The following is a 15,919-nucleotide window of genomic DNA, read 5'->3' as shown; positions in this document are numbered from 1 at the left end:
GCACGGCGTCCGCGGCGCGCCCGTCGGCGACCAGCCGCAGCAGCAGTGCGGCGGCGTCGCCGACGGTGTCGGCCAGCCACCGGATGATCCCGTCGCGTTCGGCGTGCGGCAGTTCGGCGAACCTCGCGGTGGCGACCCGATCGAGAGAGAAATCCAGCAGCGCCCCGATGTCCAGCGCCCCGTCACCGAGCGCGGAACGGCCGAGGCGGACGCCGATCAGCGCGCGGATCGCGGCGTCCCGGGTGAGCACCGAGCCGTCACGCGGCCACCCTTCGGGCGGTTCGGCGTCCAGCAACGCCTCCACGAGCCACTTCTCCTCGTGCAGCCGTGGGTCGACGTCCACCGCCCCGAAACGCTGGGCGACGACACTGGCCCGGTCGACCGGCCGCACGGACCGGTGGATGGCGTAGGCGCGGACGTCCCAGCCGAGCTGCTCGTCGTCCACGCCGGTGGTGACCACCAGCAGGTCGCCGTCGTCGGGGTGGGTGTGCTGGTGCTCCTGCCAGGCCTCCAGGATGCCGAGCACGGAGTGCCGGTCGACCACGTGGACCCGGTGCCGGTCGTCGGCGGTGCGCACGGTGAACGGCTCCGCCGTGCCGACGTACTTGCCGTGCACGAGCAGCAGCCGCCGTCCCCGCGCGGCCGGGAGGTACTCCTCGACCAGGGATTCGACGATGCGCCGGTCGACCTCGGGCGGTGCGCTCATCGCGCGCCGCCCGCCCCGTCACCGGCGCCGCTCCCGTCGTCGACGACCTGCCAGGTCACCTCGATCTCCGCGCCGGCGTGCTGCCGGGCGTAGTCGCGGATCTCGTCCTGCACGGCGGAGATCAGGCCGCTGAGCTCGGCCTCCACCGCACTGGCCTTGACCCGCTTCGCCCCGGCCCGGCCGCCGGTCCCGCCGGTGCCACCGGAGACGGGGGGTGTGCCGGTCCCGGTCAGGTGGACGTCGTCCGGTCCGGCACTCCCCCGACCGTCGTGTCCGGCACCGTCCGGTCCCGGCTGCGGGTCCGGATCGGGCTGTGGGGGCTTCGGGGCCGGCACGACCCGGGTGGCGTCGTTGACGATCCCCAGCGCCTTCGGCCCGAACTCGTGCAGCACGGGCGCCAGCCGTTGGGTGAACTCGTCGGCCACAGCCGCCTCCGCCACCCCGGCGAGCAGCTGGTCGGCGCGGTGGGCGATGTCGTCACCGCGCGGCAGGAAGTTGCGCATCGAGGTGAACAGCGACCATTCGACCGCCCGCACCGCGGCGAGCACGTCGGCCGCGGAGGTGAGGGTGGTGGCGAGCACCCGGTCGCCGGTGTCGTAGGTAGCGGTGGCGAGCTGGCGCACCAGTTCGGTGCTGTCGGCCTCATCGCGCAGCCGCGCGAGCAGGTCGGCCGCGTCCCGCGTGGCCCGCACCCGGGGTGCGTCCGGCCGCGCGTCCAGGCCGAGGTCGGCAGCGTGCTCGCGCAGCTGCGTGCGCAGCGCGTTGACCGGCTCCTCGTATTCGGCGATCTTGCCGCGCACGCCCTCGGCGAGCCGGTTGACGTTGCGCGTGAACAGCGTGTCCGGCACGGTCAGCCCGAACAGCGCCGAGGCTCGGGCGCGGGCGGTGGTGAACTCGTCCTCGGTGGGCAGTTCCTGGGCGCGCAGGGCGTGCCCCGGGCCAATCTTGTCGAGGTCGGGCGGTTCGGGCAGCGGCGAGCCGTGCAGCAGCCACGCCCGGTCGGCGAGCATCGCGTACGTGGCGATGATCAGGTTCAGCACGGGTTTGTCCAACCCGGTGTAGCCGAGCTCGACGATCCAGGTGCGGATGTCGTCCACTCGGTAGTCGCCGGTGACGCCGCGCTGGGTGGCGGCCTGTTCGATGCGGCGGCGCCATTCGGTCGAGACCACGAGCGGCCCGTCGGTGACGTCACCCAGCTCCAGTGGGTGCACGATGCGGCGCACCAGCGCCAAGTCCTTGCGGTCGAGCTCGACACGCCGGTTGCCGACCTCCATCGCGCGCGTGGTCCACGCCAGCACGGTGCGCAACTCACCCGTGGTGACGGGCTTGCGGTTACCGTTCGGGTCAAAGTTCGGGTGCTTGGGGTAGAGCTTGTCGAACAGCCCATCGGCGAGGGTGAGCGCGTTGTACTCGAACGAGGCTCCCCCGGCCAGCCGGGGCGCGTGCCCGGGCTGCAGGGTGAGCACGTGCCCGTCCTCGCCGACCTCGGCGCCGATGCTGGCGTCGTCGCCCCCGGCGATGCCGTAGAGGTGTCGCAGTGCGGCGGTGAGCTGTGAGTCGAGCGTGTCGGCCTGCGCCTCCAGCTGGTGGCGGATCTTGATGCGTTCGTCGGCGGACTTGGTGTTCGCGTAGTCGTCGAGCCTGCTGCGCTCCAGCAGGTAGCGGATCTTCAGCAGCCGGCCGAGTTGCGCGGATTTCTGTGGCGACATGAAGTGCGGCAACCACACGAGCGTGGCCGCCTCGGTGCCCGCCTTGCGCATCCGGTTGACCCGGCTGGCGTCGTCGTGCGGCACGTGGTCACCGGAGTCGAACGGGTAGTCCAGCACGAACCGCACCCGCCCCGGCGTGCTGGGCTGGAACTGCATGCCGGGCAGTTCGTGCTCGTCACGCACGTTGGCGAAGAGGAACTCGGCGGTGCGCCGGGTGCCCTTCCAGACGATCTCCTTCTCGCAGACGAAGCTGTCCGAGTCGGCGATGCCCAACTCCTTCCACAGCTTCGTCTTGGTCCAGATGCGCCGCGCGCCGAGGGAGTCCTGCTCCCCCACGGCGTCCAGCAGCGGTTCGATGTCCAGATCGGACAGCTGCAGCCGAAAGACAGGGTCTTCCTCGCCCTCGGAGCGCAGTTCGCCGAACTCGGCCTGCAGTTCCCGCAGGGTGGACACGGCCATGGACCCGGCGGAGACGGTGCGGGCGCGCAGCGAGCCGTGGTTGAGCGCGGCGAGCCGGGTGCCGGTGAGCCGGGTGAGCGCGGGCACTTGCGGCGCGAGCGCGGACAGCAGCAGGGTCTTCACCAGCCGGTCGGCGGCGACGAACTTCTGCGTGCCCTCGCCGTGCCGTTCGGCGAGCCAGGCGCGGGCCTTGCCGTAGAAGCGCTGGGCGGCTTCGGCCTCGCTGCGCAGCCGGTCGGTGAACGCCTCGCCGGTGCCGTCGGCGAGCACGTCCCACAGGTCGCCGAGCGGGATGAGTTCGCCGATCTTCATGCTGTCCCGTCGGCGGCGCAGCAGCTCCTGCAGCAGTTTGAGCCCGGTGCGTTCGCGTTGCAGCGCGCCGGACAGCGCGACGAGCACGTTGAGCAGCGCGGGCGAGAGCGGGTAGACCTCGCGGAAATCCTGCCAGTCAGCGCCGGTGGCGCCGGCGGCGTCGAGCAGCACCTCCTTGTCCGCGGCCTTGGCGGACTCGATGCCGGCGAAGGCGGCGTCGAGGGTCTCCCGCCCGCCGGGCAGCGGCTTGAGCACCCGCTCCTTGATGATGGCGGGCAGGTTGCGGTCCTCCAGCGAGACGGTGTCGAACCGTTCGGCGAGGTAGCGCACCTGCTCTTCGAGGTTGCGCACGTCGGCGCCGGTGACGTCCTCACCGACGAGTTGGGAGAGGTCGCGCTGCCGGGAGACGAACGACACGATGGGCAGTTCCCGGCTCGCGTCGCCGGATTCGATCAGCTTGACCAGCTTGCTCACCTGGGTGTTGACGAACCGCTGGTCGCTGAGGTGGGCCTGCAGCCACAGGATCAGCTCGTCGAGGAACAGGATCAGCCCGTCGTAGCCGAGTTCGCGGGCGTGTCGGCTGATCACCGACAGCCCGTTCTCCAGCGGGATGAACGCCCCGGCGTCGCCGCTGGCCCCTCGCACGTAGGACGACCAGGGCCCCGAGATCAGGTCCTGCACCAGCCGGTCGCGCACCGGATCGCCCGCGGGGGCGGCGAACGCCCGGTCGAGATCCGCACCGGTCCAGCCCGCGGCGTCGTCGGGCAGGTCCAGGTCGTCGGGGTCGGCCTCGCCGGGCCCGGTCGAGGCGCCCACGCTCAGCAGTTCGACGAACTTCTCGTCGCCGAGCACCTCGCGCTGTTTGCGGGCGTCGGCGAGCATGGCGTCCGCCCGGTACACCGGCGGGGTCGGCCGGTCCGGGTGGAGCCTGCGCACGGTGCGCACGTAGCCGTCGAGGAGGGCGGAGTCGAGGTCGCTGGCGCCCACCAGGTGGTAGGGCACCATGAGGAACCGTTTGCCGCGCAGCCAATCGTCGTGTTCGGCGATAACGGTCTGCAACGCGGGCTTGGCGCGGGCGACGGGGTCGTTGTTCAGCACGGCGTGCAGGACGGTGAGGAAGTGGCTCTTCCCAGAGCCGAACGAGCCGTGCAGGTAGGCGGCGTGCGAGCTGCCGTCCCGCACCGCGGCCCGCACGTTGCGCAGCGCCGTGTCGAAGGCCTGCCGCAGCTGGTCGGTGACGACGTACTCGGCGACGCGGGCTTCGGTCTCGGTGAACCCGCCAGTCAGCTCGACCTTGAAGTCCCCGGCGTGCACCGTCTCGGGGATGTCGAGGACGTCGCGCAGGTAGACCTCGTTCGTGCTCACTGTTGCCCTGCCCTCTCGTGACGCCGTTTGTCCAAGTCAACGCGCCGACTCGGCACCAGGACGGTTCCCTTCCTCAGCACGGACCGCCCCCGGCATGCTAGTCGCCACGGCGTCGATCATGGTCTGCCGTCGACGCATCGAGACTCCGCCGCAATGTCGGTGTGCCGAGCCCGCACCGCACCGTCGCGGCCCCGGGGCGCGGTGTTACGGCCGTGCGATGTGCGTGCCTGGAGCCCAGCCGGTGAAGGCTCAGCGGGTGCGCTTGCCACGTCCTGCGTTGTTGGTCGTGATCCCGCGTACCTCCGCAGCGGGCCGGTTTCCGCCTATCCAATGTTCCTTTTCGCGCGGCCCTGCCGGTTTGCCTCGCTTGGGCCCCTTCTTTGTCGCGGCTTGGCGACCCTTCTGTAGCGCGAGGTCCGGGTCATTGGTGCCGGTGAGGTGCATGAGCAACCGTAAGCAGTCGTGACGACGCTTTGCCGCGTCCGGCCCGACGGCTCGCTGCAACTCACAGTATTCGCGCCAGAGACGCGCCCTAAGGTTTCCCTTGCCCATCGACTACCTCCAGGATTCCACCGGGCTGCTCGACCGCGATTCCATCGAAGTGGTCCAGCGGTATTCGCGACGACGCCCGAGTGGTGTGAACGACGTTCCGTGCGGGATTCCGCACCCGCACGGAACGCGGATGCCACCAAGCACGACCGGTGCGTGAGTCCTGGTCAACTCACCGCGTCTCTTCCTTTGTGGTGGGGCGGCCTTTCCTGGTGGGGGTTGGGCGCCAGGTGGTGAGGTCGTCTTCGGTGAGGTGGTGGCGGTGGCGTTGTTCGTCGAGGAAGGCCTGATACTCCTCGGCCGGCACCCCGCCCCACTCGTCGTCGTACTCGCCGTGCCACTGGTGCACCCACGGCAACACCTCCGCCAGCCCGGCGACCAGCGGCGTCAACCGCTCGGCTCCCCAGCCGGCGTCCTCGGACCGGTCGTTGATCAGGTTCACCAACGCCTGCCCCTGGTCTTTGTGGTCCCAGCCAGCCCAGCCCAGAAGCAGGCTCGGATCCCCCTCCGGCCCCGCCTCCGGATACGAGACGAACCGTTCCTTGGGCACGTCCAACTTGCCCCGCTGTGACCAGTACGACGCCTTGCGGAAGTCTCCGGAGGTGTATTTCGGCGGCACCGGAATGTCCAACCGCCGCCCCGTAGCGTCTTCCTCCCGCTGCAGCTGCCACACCCGCTCCCACTGGGCCCGCTTGCGCAACCCGGGCTCCTTGAACCGCAACGCCGCCAGAAACGGCACATGCTGATCCGCCACCACCCGCTCCAACACCTGCGCCAACGACAGGTCCGGCTTGCCCAGATGGTCCGCGGCATACAGCGAGGCCACGCCGTGCATGTCCGCGTCGTCACGGAACGCGTCGGCCAACTGATGCACCGTCCGCGTCCGCGGCTGCTCAAACCCCTCCCGCAATCCGAACCACAGCTCGCGGCGCTCGCACCGGTCCAACAACCACGTGCGCAGCGCCTCAGCCTCCCGCTTCTCCCACGACTCGGCCGCCCACCGACGCTTGTGCTCCGGCCGCTCCAACAGATTGAGGTCCCGCCGGGACGCGATCGCCTCGATCCGGGCCCGCACCAACTCGCGGTACCACCCCGGCCAATCCTGCGGTATCTCCGTGATCGGGGTGGAGCCGTGCCGGTCGAACCACGCCGTATCCACCTCCCCCGCCGCCACTCGGCGGGCCAGCACGATCTCGAACGGCCGCTGCCCCAACTCCACCTCCGGCACCGCCTGCCAATCAGCAGCGGTCAACCGGGCACGCTCGCCCTCATCCAACAGGCCGTAGGCGCCATACACCCACCAATCCAACTCCTCCTGCACCGCCACCATCCGACCCCGAATCCGAGACCACTCAACCCGTGCCGCAGCCAACCGCTCCCGCGACGGCACCCCCTCCTCGGCCACCGCCGACGGCTCCCACGACCCCAACTCCTGCGCCAACCCATCCAACGCCCGCCCCAACTCCAACGGCAACACCGACGGAAGCGGAAACTGCGAAACACGACTCCCATTAAGCTGGTAGAAGCGCTCCCAGGCAGCGCTTGCAATGCCGCCTCCTATACCACCATTTCCCTTGTCGTGGCACATTTGTTTGAACCAAAAGCAGGCCGCCGACGAGTTCAACACCCCCAATAACTCGAGATGCTCATCCTCACCCACCCCCTCCGGCAATTTAATCACCGGAGCAGTCTGTTTGAAGACCGTCCCACCCCGATCCAACACAAAATGATTATGCGTCGAAACTTCAGCGAAAGCGATTAGCAATCGAGATCGCGTTCGCTCCCAAGATAGCATGACATGCTCATGCCAAGCCATCCTTCGCTGCTCCCGAGACTTTCCGAAAGTTACCCCGGAACGCAGCACGGAACGATACGGCCATAGAATAGTTGTTGTCTGTAAAGTGTAGTCTGGATCCTCGTCTACATACGGCCATAACACAGCCATGGAGCGCGTACCATAATCTCGCACCGAGTCACCCGGAACCAACTGCCTACTATTCGCATTAACCTTATCCCAAGCCGTCGGCCTGACATCAGAGATAAACACTTCGTCTTCACCGGTGATATCGTGAAACCCGATCGAGTCACTTTTCGATCGAAGCGTTCCTAGTTGCGCCTCACTTATACGCCCCAACAAGTCGGATGCCCCGCCACCGCTCAGGCTCCACGGGTGGCGGCTGAAGCTTCGTCGGTCGGTGTCTTCGACGGTGATCCAGTCGGATTCGCTACCCGGTTGGGTGATCTGGTCGGCGATGGCGGACCACACCAGCCCCTTGGCGGGGTTTTCGGGTTGGGTGGGTTCGCCGCGGATGCCGAGCGCGGCGCGGATCGGGTCGTTGTGGCGGTATTCGTGGTTGCGGCCGGCGAGGATGACGGTGGGGGTGCCGTGGCCGGGGATGTAGGCCCCGGAGGTGTCGATGATGTGGGTGAGCTGCACCGTGCGGAAGAAGTCTTCAATGAGTTTCTTGCCGAACTCGCGCTTCATGAACGAGTTCGCGGTGATCTGCCCGACGAACCCGGCGTTTCGGTCCGAACCGGCCTGCCGGATGGCGAGCTGGAACAGGCGTTGAGCGAACGGCACCGACAGGGCGTACTTGCCCGAGCAGGCGTCGTAGCGGTCGCGGTAGTTCTGGTTCTCCTGCTTGTCCTTGACGGTGATGTAGGGCGGGTTGCCCACCACCACATGATACGAGGCCCGCCCCAGCAGGTCACAGGAGTTGACGTAGTCGTTGACGTCCTCGGGCACATAGGTGTGCGCCTCCTCCACGGCGAACAACTCCTTCTGCACCCCCGGCGCCCCCCGGCCGTGCAGCAGCGAGTCCCCCGCCGCCAGATTCAGCGGGAACCGCGGCGCCTGCTCCAGTCGGGTCGCTCCGGCCGCCCGCAGCGCCGCCACCAACAACCGGAACCGGGCGATCGACACGGCGAACGGGTTCTTGTCACACCCATGCACCGAACTCAGGCTCCGCTCCACCAGCGTCCATTGATCCGTTCCCGGCTCGGCCTCGCGCCACTTGTCCAGGATCCGATGGAACAACCCGAGCACGAAGTGCCCCGACCCGCAGGCCGGATCGATCGTCCTGAGCCCGGCCAGGCCGAACTCCTCCACCGCCGGCTCCAGGGTCAGATCGAGAATGAACTCCTCGACGAACTCCGGCGTCTGCAACAACGCATACGTCTTCCGCGCGTGCTCGGACAGATCCTGATACAGATCACCCAAGAACCGCGTGTCCCACTCCGGGTCGGTGAAGTCATACCGCACCCCACCGTCCTCACCGCGGCGGCGCCAGAACCGCACCAGCCCACTGGCCGCCTCGAACGACGGCGACACCTCCCACAGCGGGTTGTGCCGCCGGTCGAACAGTCCCGCCGCCGTCGGATGCGCCTCCGCCAACGCCTCAAACCCGGCCACCAGCCAGTCCCGGTCGTTACGCTCCGGATACCGACGGAAGAAGTCCTCGTGCCGCTCCTCGGCCTCGGCCAGCCGTTCGCCTGGCCCGGACAGGAACGGCGCCGCCACCAGGCCGTTGTCCTCACAGAACCGCACGAACACCGTGCCCAACACCCACGCCGCCGCCACCTGCGTCACCCGCGCCTCCAGCCACGACTCCCACGGCGCCGCCGTCCGCCCCTTCTCGAACGCCTCGACATACTCCGCCCGCAACGGCTCCCGAAACTCGGCAACCTCCTCCGCACGAGCCCGCAGATCGGCCTCCAGCAAACCCACCTGCCCTCGCAGGTCAGCCACCAACTGCTCCGTCAGGCCAGCGTCACGCATCGTCACCGTCGCCACTCCCCTCAATTACCGGGCCGGCCCGCAGCCTATGTGCCGGGCCGCCGAGCGCAGCAATGCATGCGCTCACATCGAGACACACTCGCGACCGCACCGGACAACGTTCGCTGCTACGCACTGTTGCGTTACAGAAGGCGCATCTGCTCCCCTGCCCACTGTCCGGTTTGGCGCCGTTCAGCAGGAGCTCGTGCAGCCGGCTCCTCCCAGTCAATGGACGCGACCGTTCACTTCTTCCCCAGAGGAGGACGAGCTACCTGGTCGTCTTGCCCGTGGTGGCAGAGGGCGCGACATGCCCCGCGCGCCTGCCATGTCAGGGGGCCATCCGTGCTGAACGACACCAGGCACTCGGCCCGTGACGTACTGTGTGCTCGAGCTCAAGCCACAGTCACCTGTCGCTTGCAGCAAAAATCGCACATGATCGCCGACGCAAAGGAAGGGGCTTTGGGTCATGGCGGAGGACACACCGACGGACGCGATGGCCGAGGCCGCAACGACGGCCAGCGCTCTACCCGGCCCGATCGGGCTCGCCGGTAAAGCAATCTCGGTCGCGGCGCCTTTCATCCAGGGGGAGCCACAGCCACCAGAAGGCAACTTCACGTTCTCCCCCGAGGAACTCGACAAGATCATACAAGAGTGGGAAGATCTACGGTCGAGCCTGGAGGATGACCAACGCGATGCCGCCCATATGGCCAGTGTGACGCCGCCGGGTCGCGATTTTGCAAGCAACGACTTCGCGGACACCGCGAATCCATCCGGTCGATCATTCCTGGAAGCGATCCGAAGAATGATCTCCTATGTTGACAAATATATAGAAGCCCTGAAAGACGCCAGACAGTCGATCGTCGCACAAGACGAACAAGCGACCAACGACATCGCCAAATCCGGAGAAAGTACCGCATGACCGCCCGCCACACCACATACATCAGCATTAGTGCGCTCGCGCTGACGATGATACTTACTTCCTGCTCCACGAGCGAATCGGGGACTCCCACGACATCACCATCGGACGACGGCACTACACCCACGATTTCTAGTGAGAAGAACAGCGTGACGATCGAGGATCCGATCGATACAACGCAACTGCTGAGTGAACCTTGTACCGCCCTCGCAAAAGATGACCTAGGAAACCTCGGTCTGAATGATGGGCGAGTCGATGACGAAAACATCAGTCAAGTGGCCGACGCCTGCGTATGGGAGCGAGCGGAGGACTCAGGTAGCCGTGCGGACCTTGTAGTGGTCACCGAAAACGCGAACGGATTAGAAGGGGTTCGACAGCAGAATCAAAACTCTGAACTGTACGAGGAAACCCAGATCCGAGGATACCCGGCGCTACACGCGAGCGTCTTCGACGATCGGGAGAGGGGACGCTGCGACCTTTGGGTCGGAGTGAACGACTCCGAGGTTCTCTTTATTTACGTGTCACTCCGCGATGTCCCTGAGGCCGACGACCCGTGTGGCTATGCAGACCAGGTGGGAGAAGCGGCGATTGCGAACCTCACTTCCTGAGGACGGCGCTGGGCATGACGAGCGTTCCGGTGGTGCGCACAAGCGGCACCATAACGTGCCGGTGCCTCCGCACGCCCGCCAGCTACAGGTCCAACTCGCCGCCCTTGGTGCCCCGCGAGGAGCGCCTGCCACTCGGTGGCCGCGTAACGAATGACGCCCGCCTAAGGAAAGTGGTTTGAGTTCATAGCGGGGAGGACACACCGACGGACGCGAAACTGCAGTATGCGCACCATTCGACGTTATTCGCTCGGCCCTGTCGGGATCACTCTGGCGCTGGCCTTGACCGCGTGCGCGGAGAGCGAGTCCGGAACTCCCAGGACCTCGATGCCACACAGTGGCCCCCTTCAGCGCCCGCCACGGGCACGGTCGGCAACACTTCGATCGAAGATCCGATCGAGACGACACACCTGCTGGACGACCCATGTACCGCCCTTGCAGATCAGGACCTCACGGCGCTCAATCTGACTACCGGGCGAGTCGATACTGACACTGCCAGCTCAGCCGCTGATGCATGTGTCTGGGAGCGTTCCGAACACTCCGGCAACCGTGCCGATCTCATAGTCATGACCGAGAACGCGAACGGCTTGGACGACATCCGCCAACAGAACCAAGACTCCGAGCTCTTCGCAGAAACGCAGATCGGCGAATATTCGGCAGTCCATGCGAGTACCTTTGACCGGCGTGACAGGGGACGGTGTGACCTCTGGATCGGCGTGAACGAATCCGAGGTTATCTACATCTTCGTGGCGCTCCGCGATGTCCCGGAAGCGGACGACCCGTGCGATTACGCAGACCAAGTGGGCGAAGCGGCGATCGCGAACCTCACCTCCTGACGACGGCGCTGGGCACGGGCAACGGCCCAGTGGTGCGTACGAGCGGCACCGGTACGTGCCGGTGCCGCTGGACGCTTGCCCGTTACACGTCGAACTCGCCGTCCTTGGCGCCCGCGAGAAACGCCCGCCACTCGGCGGCCGTGTACCGGATGACGCCCGCCTCCGGGTGCTTCGAGTGCCGGATCAGGACATCGCCACTGCCGTCGGTGGCGGCGGCGAACTCGACACAGTTGCCGTTCGGACCGCTGTAGCTGCTTTTCGTCCACACCAGGAATGCCGTCATGCTGTCGCGCGCTCCAATTCGTCTGCGATGGTCACGAGCAGGTCGGTCGACTCCTCGGGAGTCCGCGCGACCTCTCGCATGACCTCCACGGCGTGGCGGTAGGCCCGCACATCGTCCCCGTCGAGGACGAACGCCCCGGAACTGTAGTGCTCGAAGTGCACCACGGGTGAAGCCTCCGGGAAGTCGTACAGCACAAACGGGCCGAGTAGCCCAGGATGCCAGCCCACGCGCGACGGGACGAGCCGGATCGTGACGTTGCTCCGCGCATTCAGTATGACCAGGTGGCGCAGCTGCTCGACCATAACCCCGGGGGAGCCGATCCTCTCGTGTACCGCTTCCTCGCCCACGAACGCCAGCATGGTCACAGGATCCCGGCGAGTGATCACCTCCGAGCGTCCGACGCGCAACATGACGCGCGCGTCGACCTCGGGCTGCGGCAGGTCGATCGCGTTCGCCAGGGCACGCGCGTACTCAGCCGTCTGTAAGAGGCCAGGGACAAGGTGCGGTGACCACTCCACGAGCGATGACGCCGAGCGTTCCGACTCGATCGCGCCCGCCAGCTGTTGTGGAATGCCCGGCATTCCCACGACCAGCCAGTTCGGCTCGGCCGCGTACCGGGCGAGGTCGACGAGGCGTTGCTTCTCGTCCCCGGTGACACCCAGCAACGTCAGCAACGAGGCCATGTCCTCCGGGCTCGGCAGGCGACGGCCAGTCACCCAGTGCGAGACGATGCCATGACTGAACCCCAACCTCCCGACCACTCAGCTTCGAGTCGTCGAGCAGCTTGCGCAGCGCCGCGGTCAGTGCGCGGGACCTGGTGGTCATACCGTTGACGTCGACGGACATGGCACAGCGTAGTCATCCCGGCATGTAACATGACAAGTCACACGATGGAGAGAACCGCGGCTACCGGTCGTAGACACCACGAGGGCAGCGTAGGAGACACAGCACAGCGGCCCCGACATCCGCTGGTCTGCCGGGGCCGCTGAGTGTCCGCGTCTACAGGTCGAACTCGCCGTCCTTGACGCCCGCGAGGAACGCCCGCCACTCGGCGGCCGTGTACCGGATCGTGGTCGCGTCCGGGTGCTTCGAGTGCCGGATCAGGACATCGCCGCTGCCGTCGGTGACGGCGGCGAACTCGACACAGTCACCGTTCGGACCGCTGTAGCTGCTCTTCTTCCACACCAGCGGGGCGTTCATGTCGTCGTGTGCTCCAAACTCTCCGCGATCTCGGCGAGGAACTCCGTCGACTGCGCCGGGGTTCTCGCCATCCCGCAGATGGTCTTGACAGCGGCCCGATACTCCTGCACGTCGTCCTCGTCCAGGACGAAGGCTCCAGAGCTGTAGTGCTCGAAGTGCACCACGGGCGGAGCCTCCGGGAAGTCGTACAGGACGAACGGGCCGAGTAGGCCGGGGTGCCAACCGATGTGCGGCGGCACGATCTGGATCGTGATGTTCGGGCGGGCCGCCATCGCGAGGAGGTGCCGCAGCTGGTCGGCCATCACCTCCGGTATCGCGATCCGCTCCCGCACAGCGTCTTCGGCTATCAGCGCGTGGAACTCTACGGGTTGTCGTCGGGTGATCACCTCGGCTCGGCCCATCCGGAGCATGACTCGGCCCTCGACCTCGTTCAGCGGCAACCCGCTGGCCATGGCCAGCGCTCGGGCGTAGTCGGCGGTCTGGAGCAGTCCGGGGAGGATGTCCCTCGACCACTGCGTGATCGCCGACGCCGAGCGTTCCGACTCGATGGCACCCGCCAACTGCTGCGGGAGTCCGGGCATGCCGACGACCAGCCAGTTCGGCTCGGCCGCGTGGCGGGCGAGGTCGATGAGGCGTTGCTTCTCGTCGCCGGTGACGCCCAGCAACGTCAGCAGTGAGGCCATGTCCTCCGGGCTCGGCAGTCGACGGCCGGTCACCCAGTGCGAGACGATGCCGTGGCTGAAACCCAGCCGCTGCGAGATCTCGCGGCCACTCAGTTCGGAGTCATCGAGCAGGTCGCGGATCGCCGCGGTCAGCGCGCGGGCGCGGGTGGTCATGCCGTTGGCGTCGACGGGCATGGCACACAGTTAGTCATCCCCACACAACGAAAACAAGTCACACGATCGGGAGAGCGGACTGCTCTCGGTAGACAGGCCTGCCACACCAGCTCGCGCGACCTCCTTCGTCTCACTCCACGGTCAGCTCGCCGGAGGCGAACGACACGGTCACCTCACGCGGCATCTGAGCGTGGGCGAACCACCCTTAGCAAGCCCCTCGAAGTTTTACATTTTGCCGGAAAACGAATTTTTTTCCCGTAACACAGCAGGTCAGGAGGCTATTTGGACAAGTACTGACCATAGAGTTGACCTCTACCGGGAGAGTATGCGAAAGTCTCCACCTCGTTACCGAGAGTCAAGGAGGAGACCCATGAACGCCACCGCACCGATGCAGTCGTCGCGGCTCGTCTTGGAGCTCGACATCACCGACCTCAGTGATGAACAACTCGTAAGCTTCCGCAGCGAGCTCACACAGCTGGTCCAGCGCTACACGAGCTCGACCTCCACGGGACAGGATGAGCAACGCACCGCGGAGGGATGGACACGGGCTACCTTGAGCCGTGCGCTCGAGTTGCTCGAACGTGACGGTGGTTGGGTACAGGCGAAGGTGGTCCGCCGCGCGATCGAGAACGGAGGGCGCGCCTCCCGTGAGGAAGTGTACGAGCTCGGGAACTACGACCATGATCGCATGCTCCGGGGATTCACGCGCCCGACGAAACGGGTCGTCGAAGGCTTGAAGCAACGCGGGGAGCTCGACTCCGCCGCACCGAGCCTGTTGGAGCCCTTCTACAACGGCAATCAAGCGGACGGGTTCGAGGTCCCGAAGGCCGTCCTGAGCCTCCTCAACTAGGACTCGGACCTCATGTCTCGATCCCAACCCACCATGAACCAGCGACCCACCCCGACCCAGGTGTTCGCTGACGAGACCAAGGAACGCGGTTACCGCTTCGTCGCAGTCGCGCTGCCCCATGAAGCAGTGAAAGACCTCCGACGTGAGCTGCGGGACTGGATCAAGCCTGGTCAGACCAGGATCCATTGCAGTAAGGAGAGTGACGCACGCCGCAAGCAGGTCATAGACCTCTTCGCACACTACGACTGCGAGGTGGTGGTCTATGACAGCTCGGCACTGCCTAAACGACAACGACGAGAAGCGTGCCTACACAAGATGGTCGAGCTCTCAGCGCGGAGCGGTGCGAGCTTGTTGGTGCTCGAGCGAGACGACTCGACCGTAGAGTTCGACAAGAAGCTCCTGTATCGCCGAGTCCGCGAACTGGGCTGCGAGCATGACTTGCAGTACCGACATCTCCAGGCCCGTGAGGAACCATCGCTGATAGTCCCAGACGTGATCGCCTGGTGCTTGCAGCGGGGAGGAGAATGGTACAAGCGTGTTGAGCCGCTTATCACTGCAGTCTATAAACTGTAGGCGTGCCCGATACGCGAAACCCGGCCCACCCACCGTCCGGAAGGCTGCCGGGTTCACTTCATGGGCCTATTGGCTCATGCTTGGCTCAGCATAATTTAGTTTCCCTGAGGCTGCAAGAGCGCTGGCCTGCTCATCGCCCTTGCAGGTGACGCGCGTAACACGTGGGGGCTGTCGGCCATACTACCGCCGACAGCCCCCGAATCACCCCTTCGGGAGATTGCAGCTACGAAGCGTAGACAGACAGCGTGTCCTCCAGTGACAGAGCTGTCGCGTCGCTGACGCGGTGACCAGGGGGAGGGCATCGATGCAGAGGTTCCGGTGGCAGCAGGCCGAGGGACGCCGGCACGCCTACGACGCCGAGGCGGTGGGCACCGCGCATCCCGGGATCGCGTTCACCACGCTCTGCGGCGTCGAGGTCACCCCGGCGCGGCGCGACTTCGTGGAGCTGGACGGCCGGTGGCACGACCCGACCTGCTGGCACTGCGACCACGAGTGGCGCGTGCGCGACGACTTCCCGCCCTGCGACATCCCACGCCTGCCGGAGAACACGTGAACCCACACCAGACGCACCTGCTGTGCCGCGCGCTCGAACTCGCACACGGCATCAGCACCGTGCTCGCCGAACTGCGCACCACCACCGACGACCGGCAGCCGGACGATCCGGCGCCGTGTGCCGGGTGTGACCCGCCCGTGTCCGGGGACGCGGCGCCCGGCCTGTTCGCGGCCGGCGGGGACGGGCCGTGTGTGGTGCCGGTCGAGCACGTCGTGCTGACGCGCAGGCAGTGGCACGCGCTGGACGACGTGCTCGCCGAGATGTGCGAGCGCACCAGCGGCTCGCTGGAGGACCTGCACGACCGCGGGCGCGGAGTCCTGGAGTTCGCGCGGCCCGCCGCCTGGGACTCGCCGCCCACGCTCGGGGACGAGGCCGCGGGGCTGTGGCGGGCG

General features: G+C 66.7%; 12 protein-coding genes and 2 pseudogenes. 7 read left to right on the top strand and 7 right to left on the bottom strand.

From position 1 onward, the window contains the following. From SACHA_RS22720 to pglX, 3 genes and pseudogenes are all read right to left on the bottom strand, one after another. Nucleotides 1-706 (bottom strand): annotated as a pseudogene (locus SACHA_RS22720) (BREX-2 system phosphatase PglZ); the annotation flags it as partial. Further along, entirely contained in the window at nucleotides 703-4,551 is a 3,849-nt protein-coding gene (locus tag SACHA_RS0116725) for a hypothetical protein (protein ID WP_019811608.1), read from the bottom strand. The pseudogene SACHA_RS22720 and the gene SACHA_RS0116725, both read right to left, overlap by 4 nt. A gap of 721 nt (nucleotides 4,552-5,272) precedes the next feature. Beyond that, the gene (pglX, locus tag SACHA_RS0116720) at nucleotides 5,273-8,878 is read right to left on the bottom strand and encodes a BREX-2 system adenine-specific DNA-methyltransferase PglX (RefSeq protein WP_039739486.1); all 3,606 of its coding nucleotides are present in this window, start codon (nucleotides 8,876-8,878) and stop codon (nucleotides 5,273-5,275) included. 463 nt (nucleotides 8,879-9,341) lie between these two features. Here pglX and SACHA_RS24095 point away from each other — a divergent pair, with 463 nt between their 5' ends. The 3 genes from SACHA_RS24095 (at nucleotide 9,342) to SACHA_RS24085 (ending at nucleotide 11,232) form a co-directional block, all read left to right on the top strand. Then, nucleotides 9,342-9,794, top strand: coding sequence for a PE domain-containing protein (locus SACHA_RS24095; RefSeq protein ID WP_083935886.1), 453 nt, complete (start codon nucleotides 9,342-9,344; stop codon nucleotides 9,792-9,794). Then, entirely contained in the window at nucleotides 9,791-10,399 is a 609-nt protein-coding gene (locus SACHA_RS24090; protein ID WP_083935885.1) for a DUF3558 domain-containing protein, read from the top strand. Before SACHA_RS24095 ends, SACHA_RS24090 begins: the two co-directional genes overlap by 4 nt. A gap of 287 nt (nucleotides 10,400-10,686) precedes the next feature. Further along, nucleotides 10,687-11,232, top strand: a complete 546-nt coding sequence (locus SACHA_RS24085) for a DUF3558 domain-containing protein (RefSeq protein WP_232211906.1) — start codon at nucleotides 10,687-10,689, stop codon at nucleotides 11,230-11,232. Nucleotides 11,233-11,314: 82 nt separating this feature from the next. Here the strand turns inward: SACHA_RS24085 and SACHA_RS0116710 are convergent, their stop codons facing one another. From SACHA_RS0116710 to SACHA_RS0116695, 4 genes and pseudogenes are all read right to left on the bottom strand, one after another. Beyond that, the gene (locus SACHA_RS0116710; protein WP_019811598.1) at nucleotides 11,315-11,515 is read right to left on the bottom strand and encodes a DUF397 domain-containing protein; all 201 of its coding nucleotides are present in this window, start codon (nucleotides 11,513-11,515) and stop codon (nucleotides 11,315-11,317) included. Then, nucleotides 11,512-12,361: pseudogene (locus SACHA_RS22715) on the bottom strand (helix-turn-helix domain-containing protein). Before SACHA_RS22715 ends, SACHA_RS0116710 begins: the two are co-directional and overlap by 4 nt. A 153-nt stretch (nucleotides 12,362-12,514) precedes the next feature. After that, nucleotides 12,515-12,715, bottom strand: coding sequence for a DUF397 domain-containing protein (locus tag SACHA_RS0116700; protein WP_019811594.1), 201 nt, complete (start codon nucleotides 12,713-12,715; stop codon nucleotides 12,515-12,517). Beyond that, nucleotides 12,712-13,572 carry a helix-turn-helix domain-containing protein gene (locus SACHA_RS0116695; protein WP_007025139.1) on the bottom strand — a complete coding sequence of 287 codons (861 nt, stop codon included), beginning with the start codon at nucleotides 13,570-13,572 and terminating at the stop codon, nucleotides 12,712-12,714. Before SACHA_RS0116695 ends, SACHA_RS0116700 begins: the two co-directional genes overlap by 4 nt. Nucleotides 13,573-13,921: 349 nt before the next feature. Here SACHA_RS0116695 and SACHA_RS0116690 point away from each other — a divergent pair, with 349 nt between their 5' ends. From SACHA_RS0116690 to SACHA_RS26320, 4 genes are all read left to right on the top strand, one after another. Continuing rightward, nucleotides 13,922-14,401, top strand: coding sequence for a hypothetical protein (locus SACHA_RS0116690; protein WP_019811592.1), 480 nt, complete (start codon nucleotides 13,922-13,924; stop codon nucleotides 14,399-14,401). A gap of 60 nt (nucleotides 14,402-14,461) precedes the next feature. Next, on the top strand, nucleotides 14,462-14,974 hold the full coding sequence (locus SACHA_RS22710; RefSeq protein ID WP_232211905.1) for a hypothetical protein: 513 nt from the start codon (nucleotides 14,462-14,464) through the stop codon (nucleotides 14,972-14,974). A gap of 304 nt (nucleotides 14,975-15,278) precedes the next feature. Beyond that, a complete protein-coding gene (locus tag SACHA_RS0116680) occupies nucleotides 15,279-15,527 on the top strand; it encodes a zinc finger protein (RefSeq protein ID WP_019811588.1) in 249 nt (82 codons plus the stop codon). After that, the coding region (locus SACHA_RS26320; RefSeq protein WP_019811587.1) for a hypothetical protein at nucleotides 15,524-15,919 on the top strand (396 nt) is incomplete at its 3' end. The genes SACHA_RS0116680 and SACHA_RS26320, both read left to right, overlap by 4 nt.

Source organism: Saccharomonospora halophila 8 (genome assembly GCF_000383775.1).
Classification (GTDB): Bacteria; Actinomycetota; Actinomycetes; order Mycobacteriales; family Pseudonocardiaceae; genus Saccharomonospora; species Saccharomonospora halophila.
The sequence above is the reverse complement of the archived record's forward strand: the minus strand, read 5'-3'. Positions and strand labels throughout refer to the sequence as shown.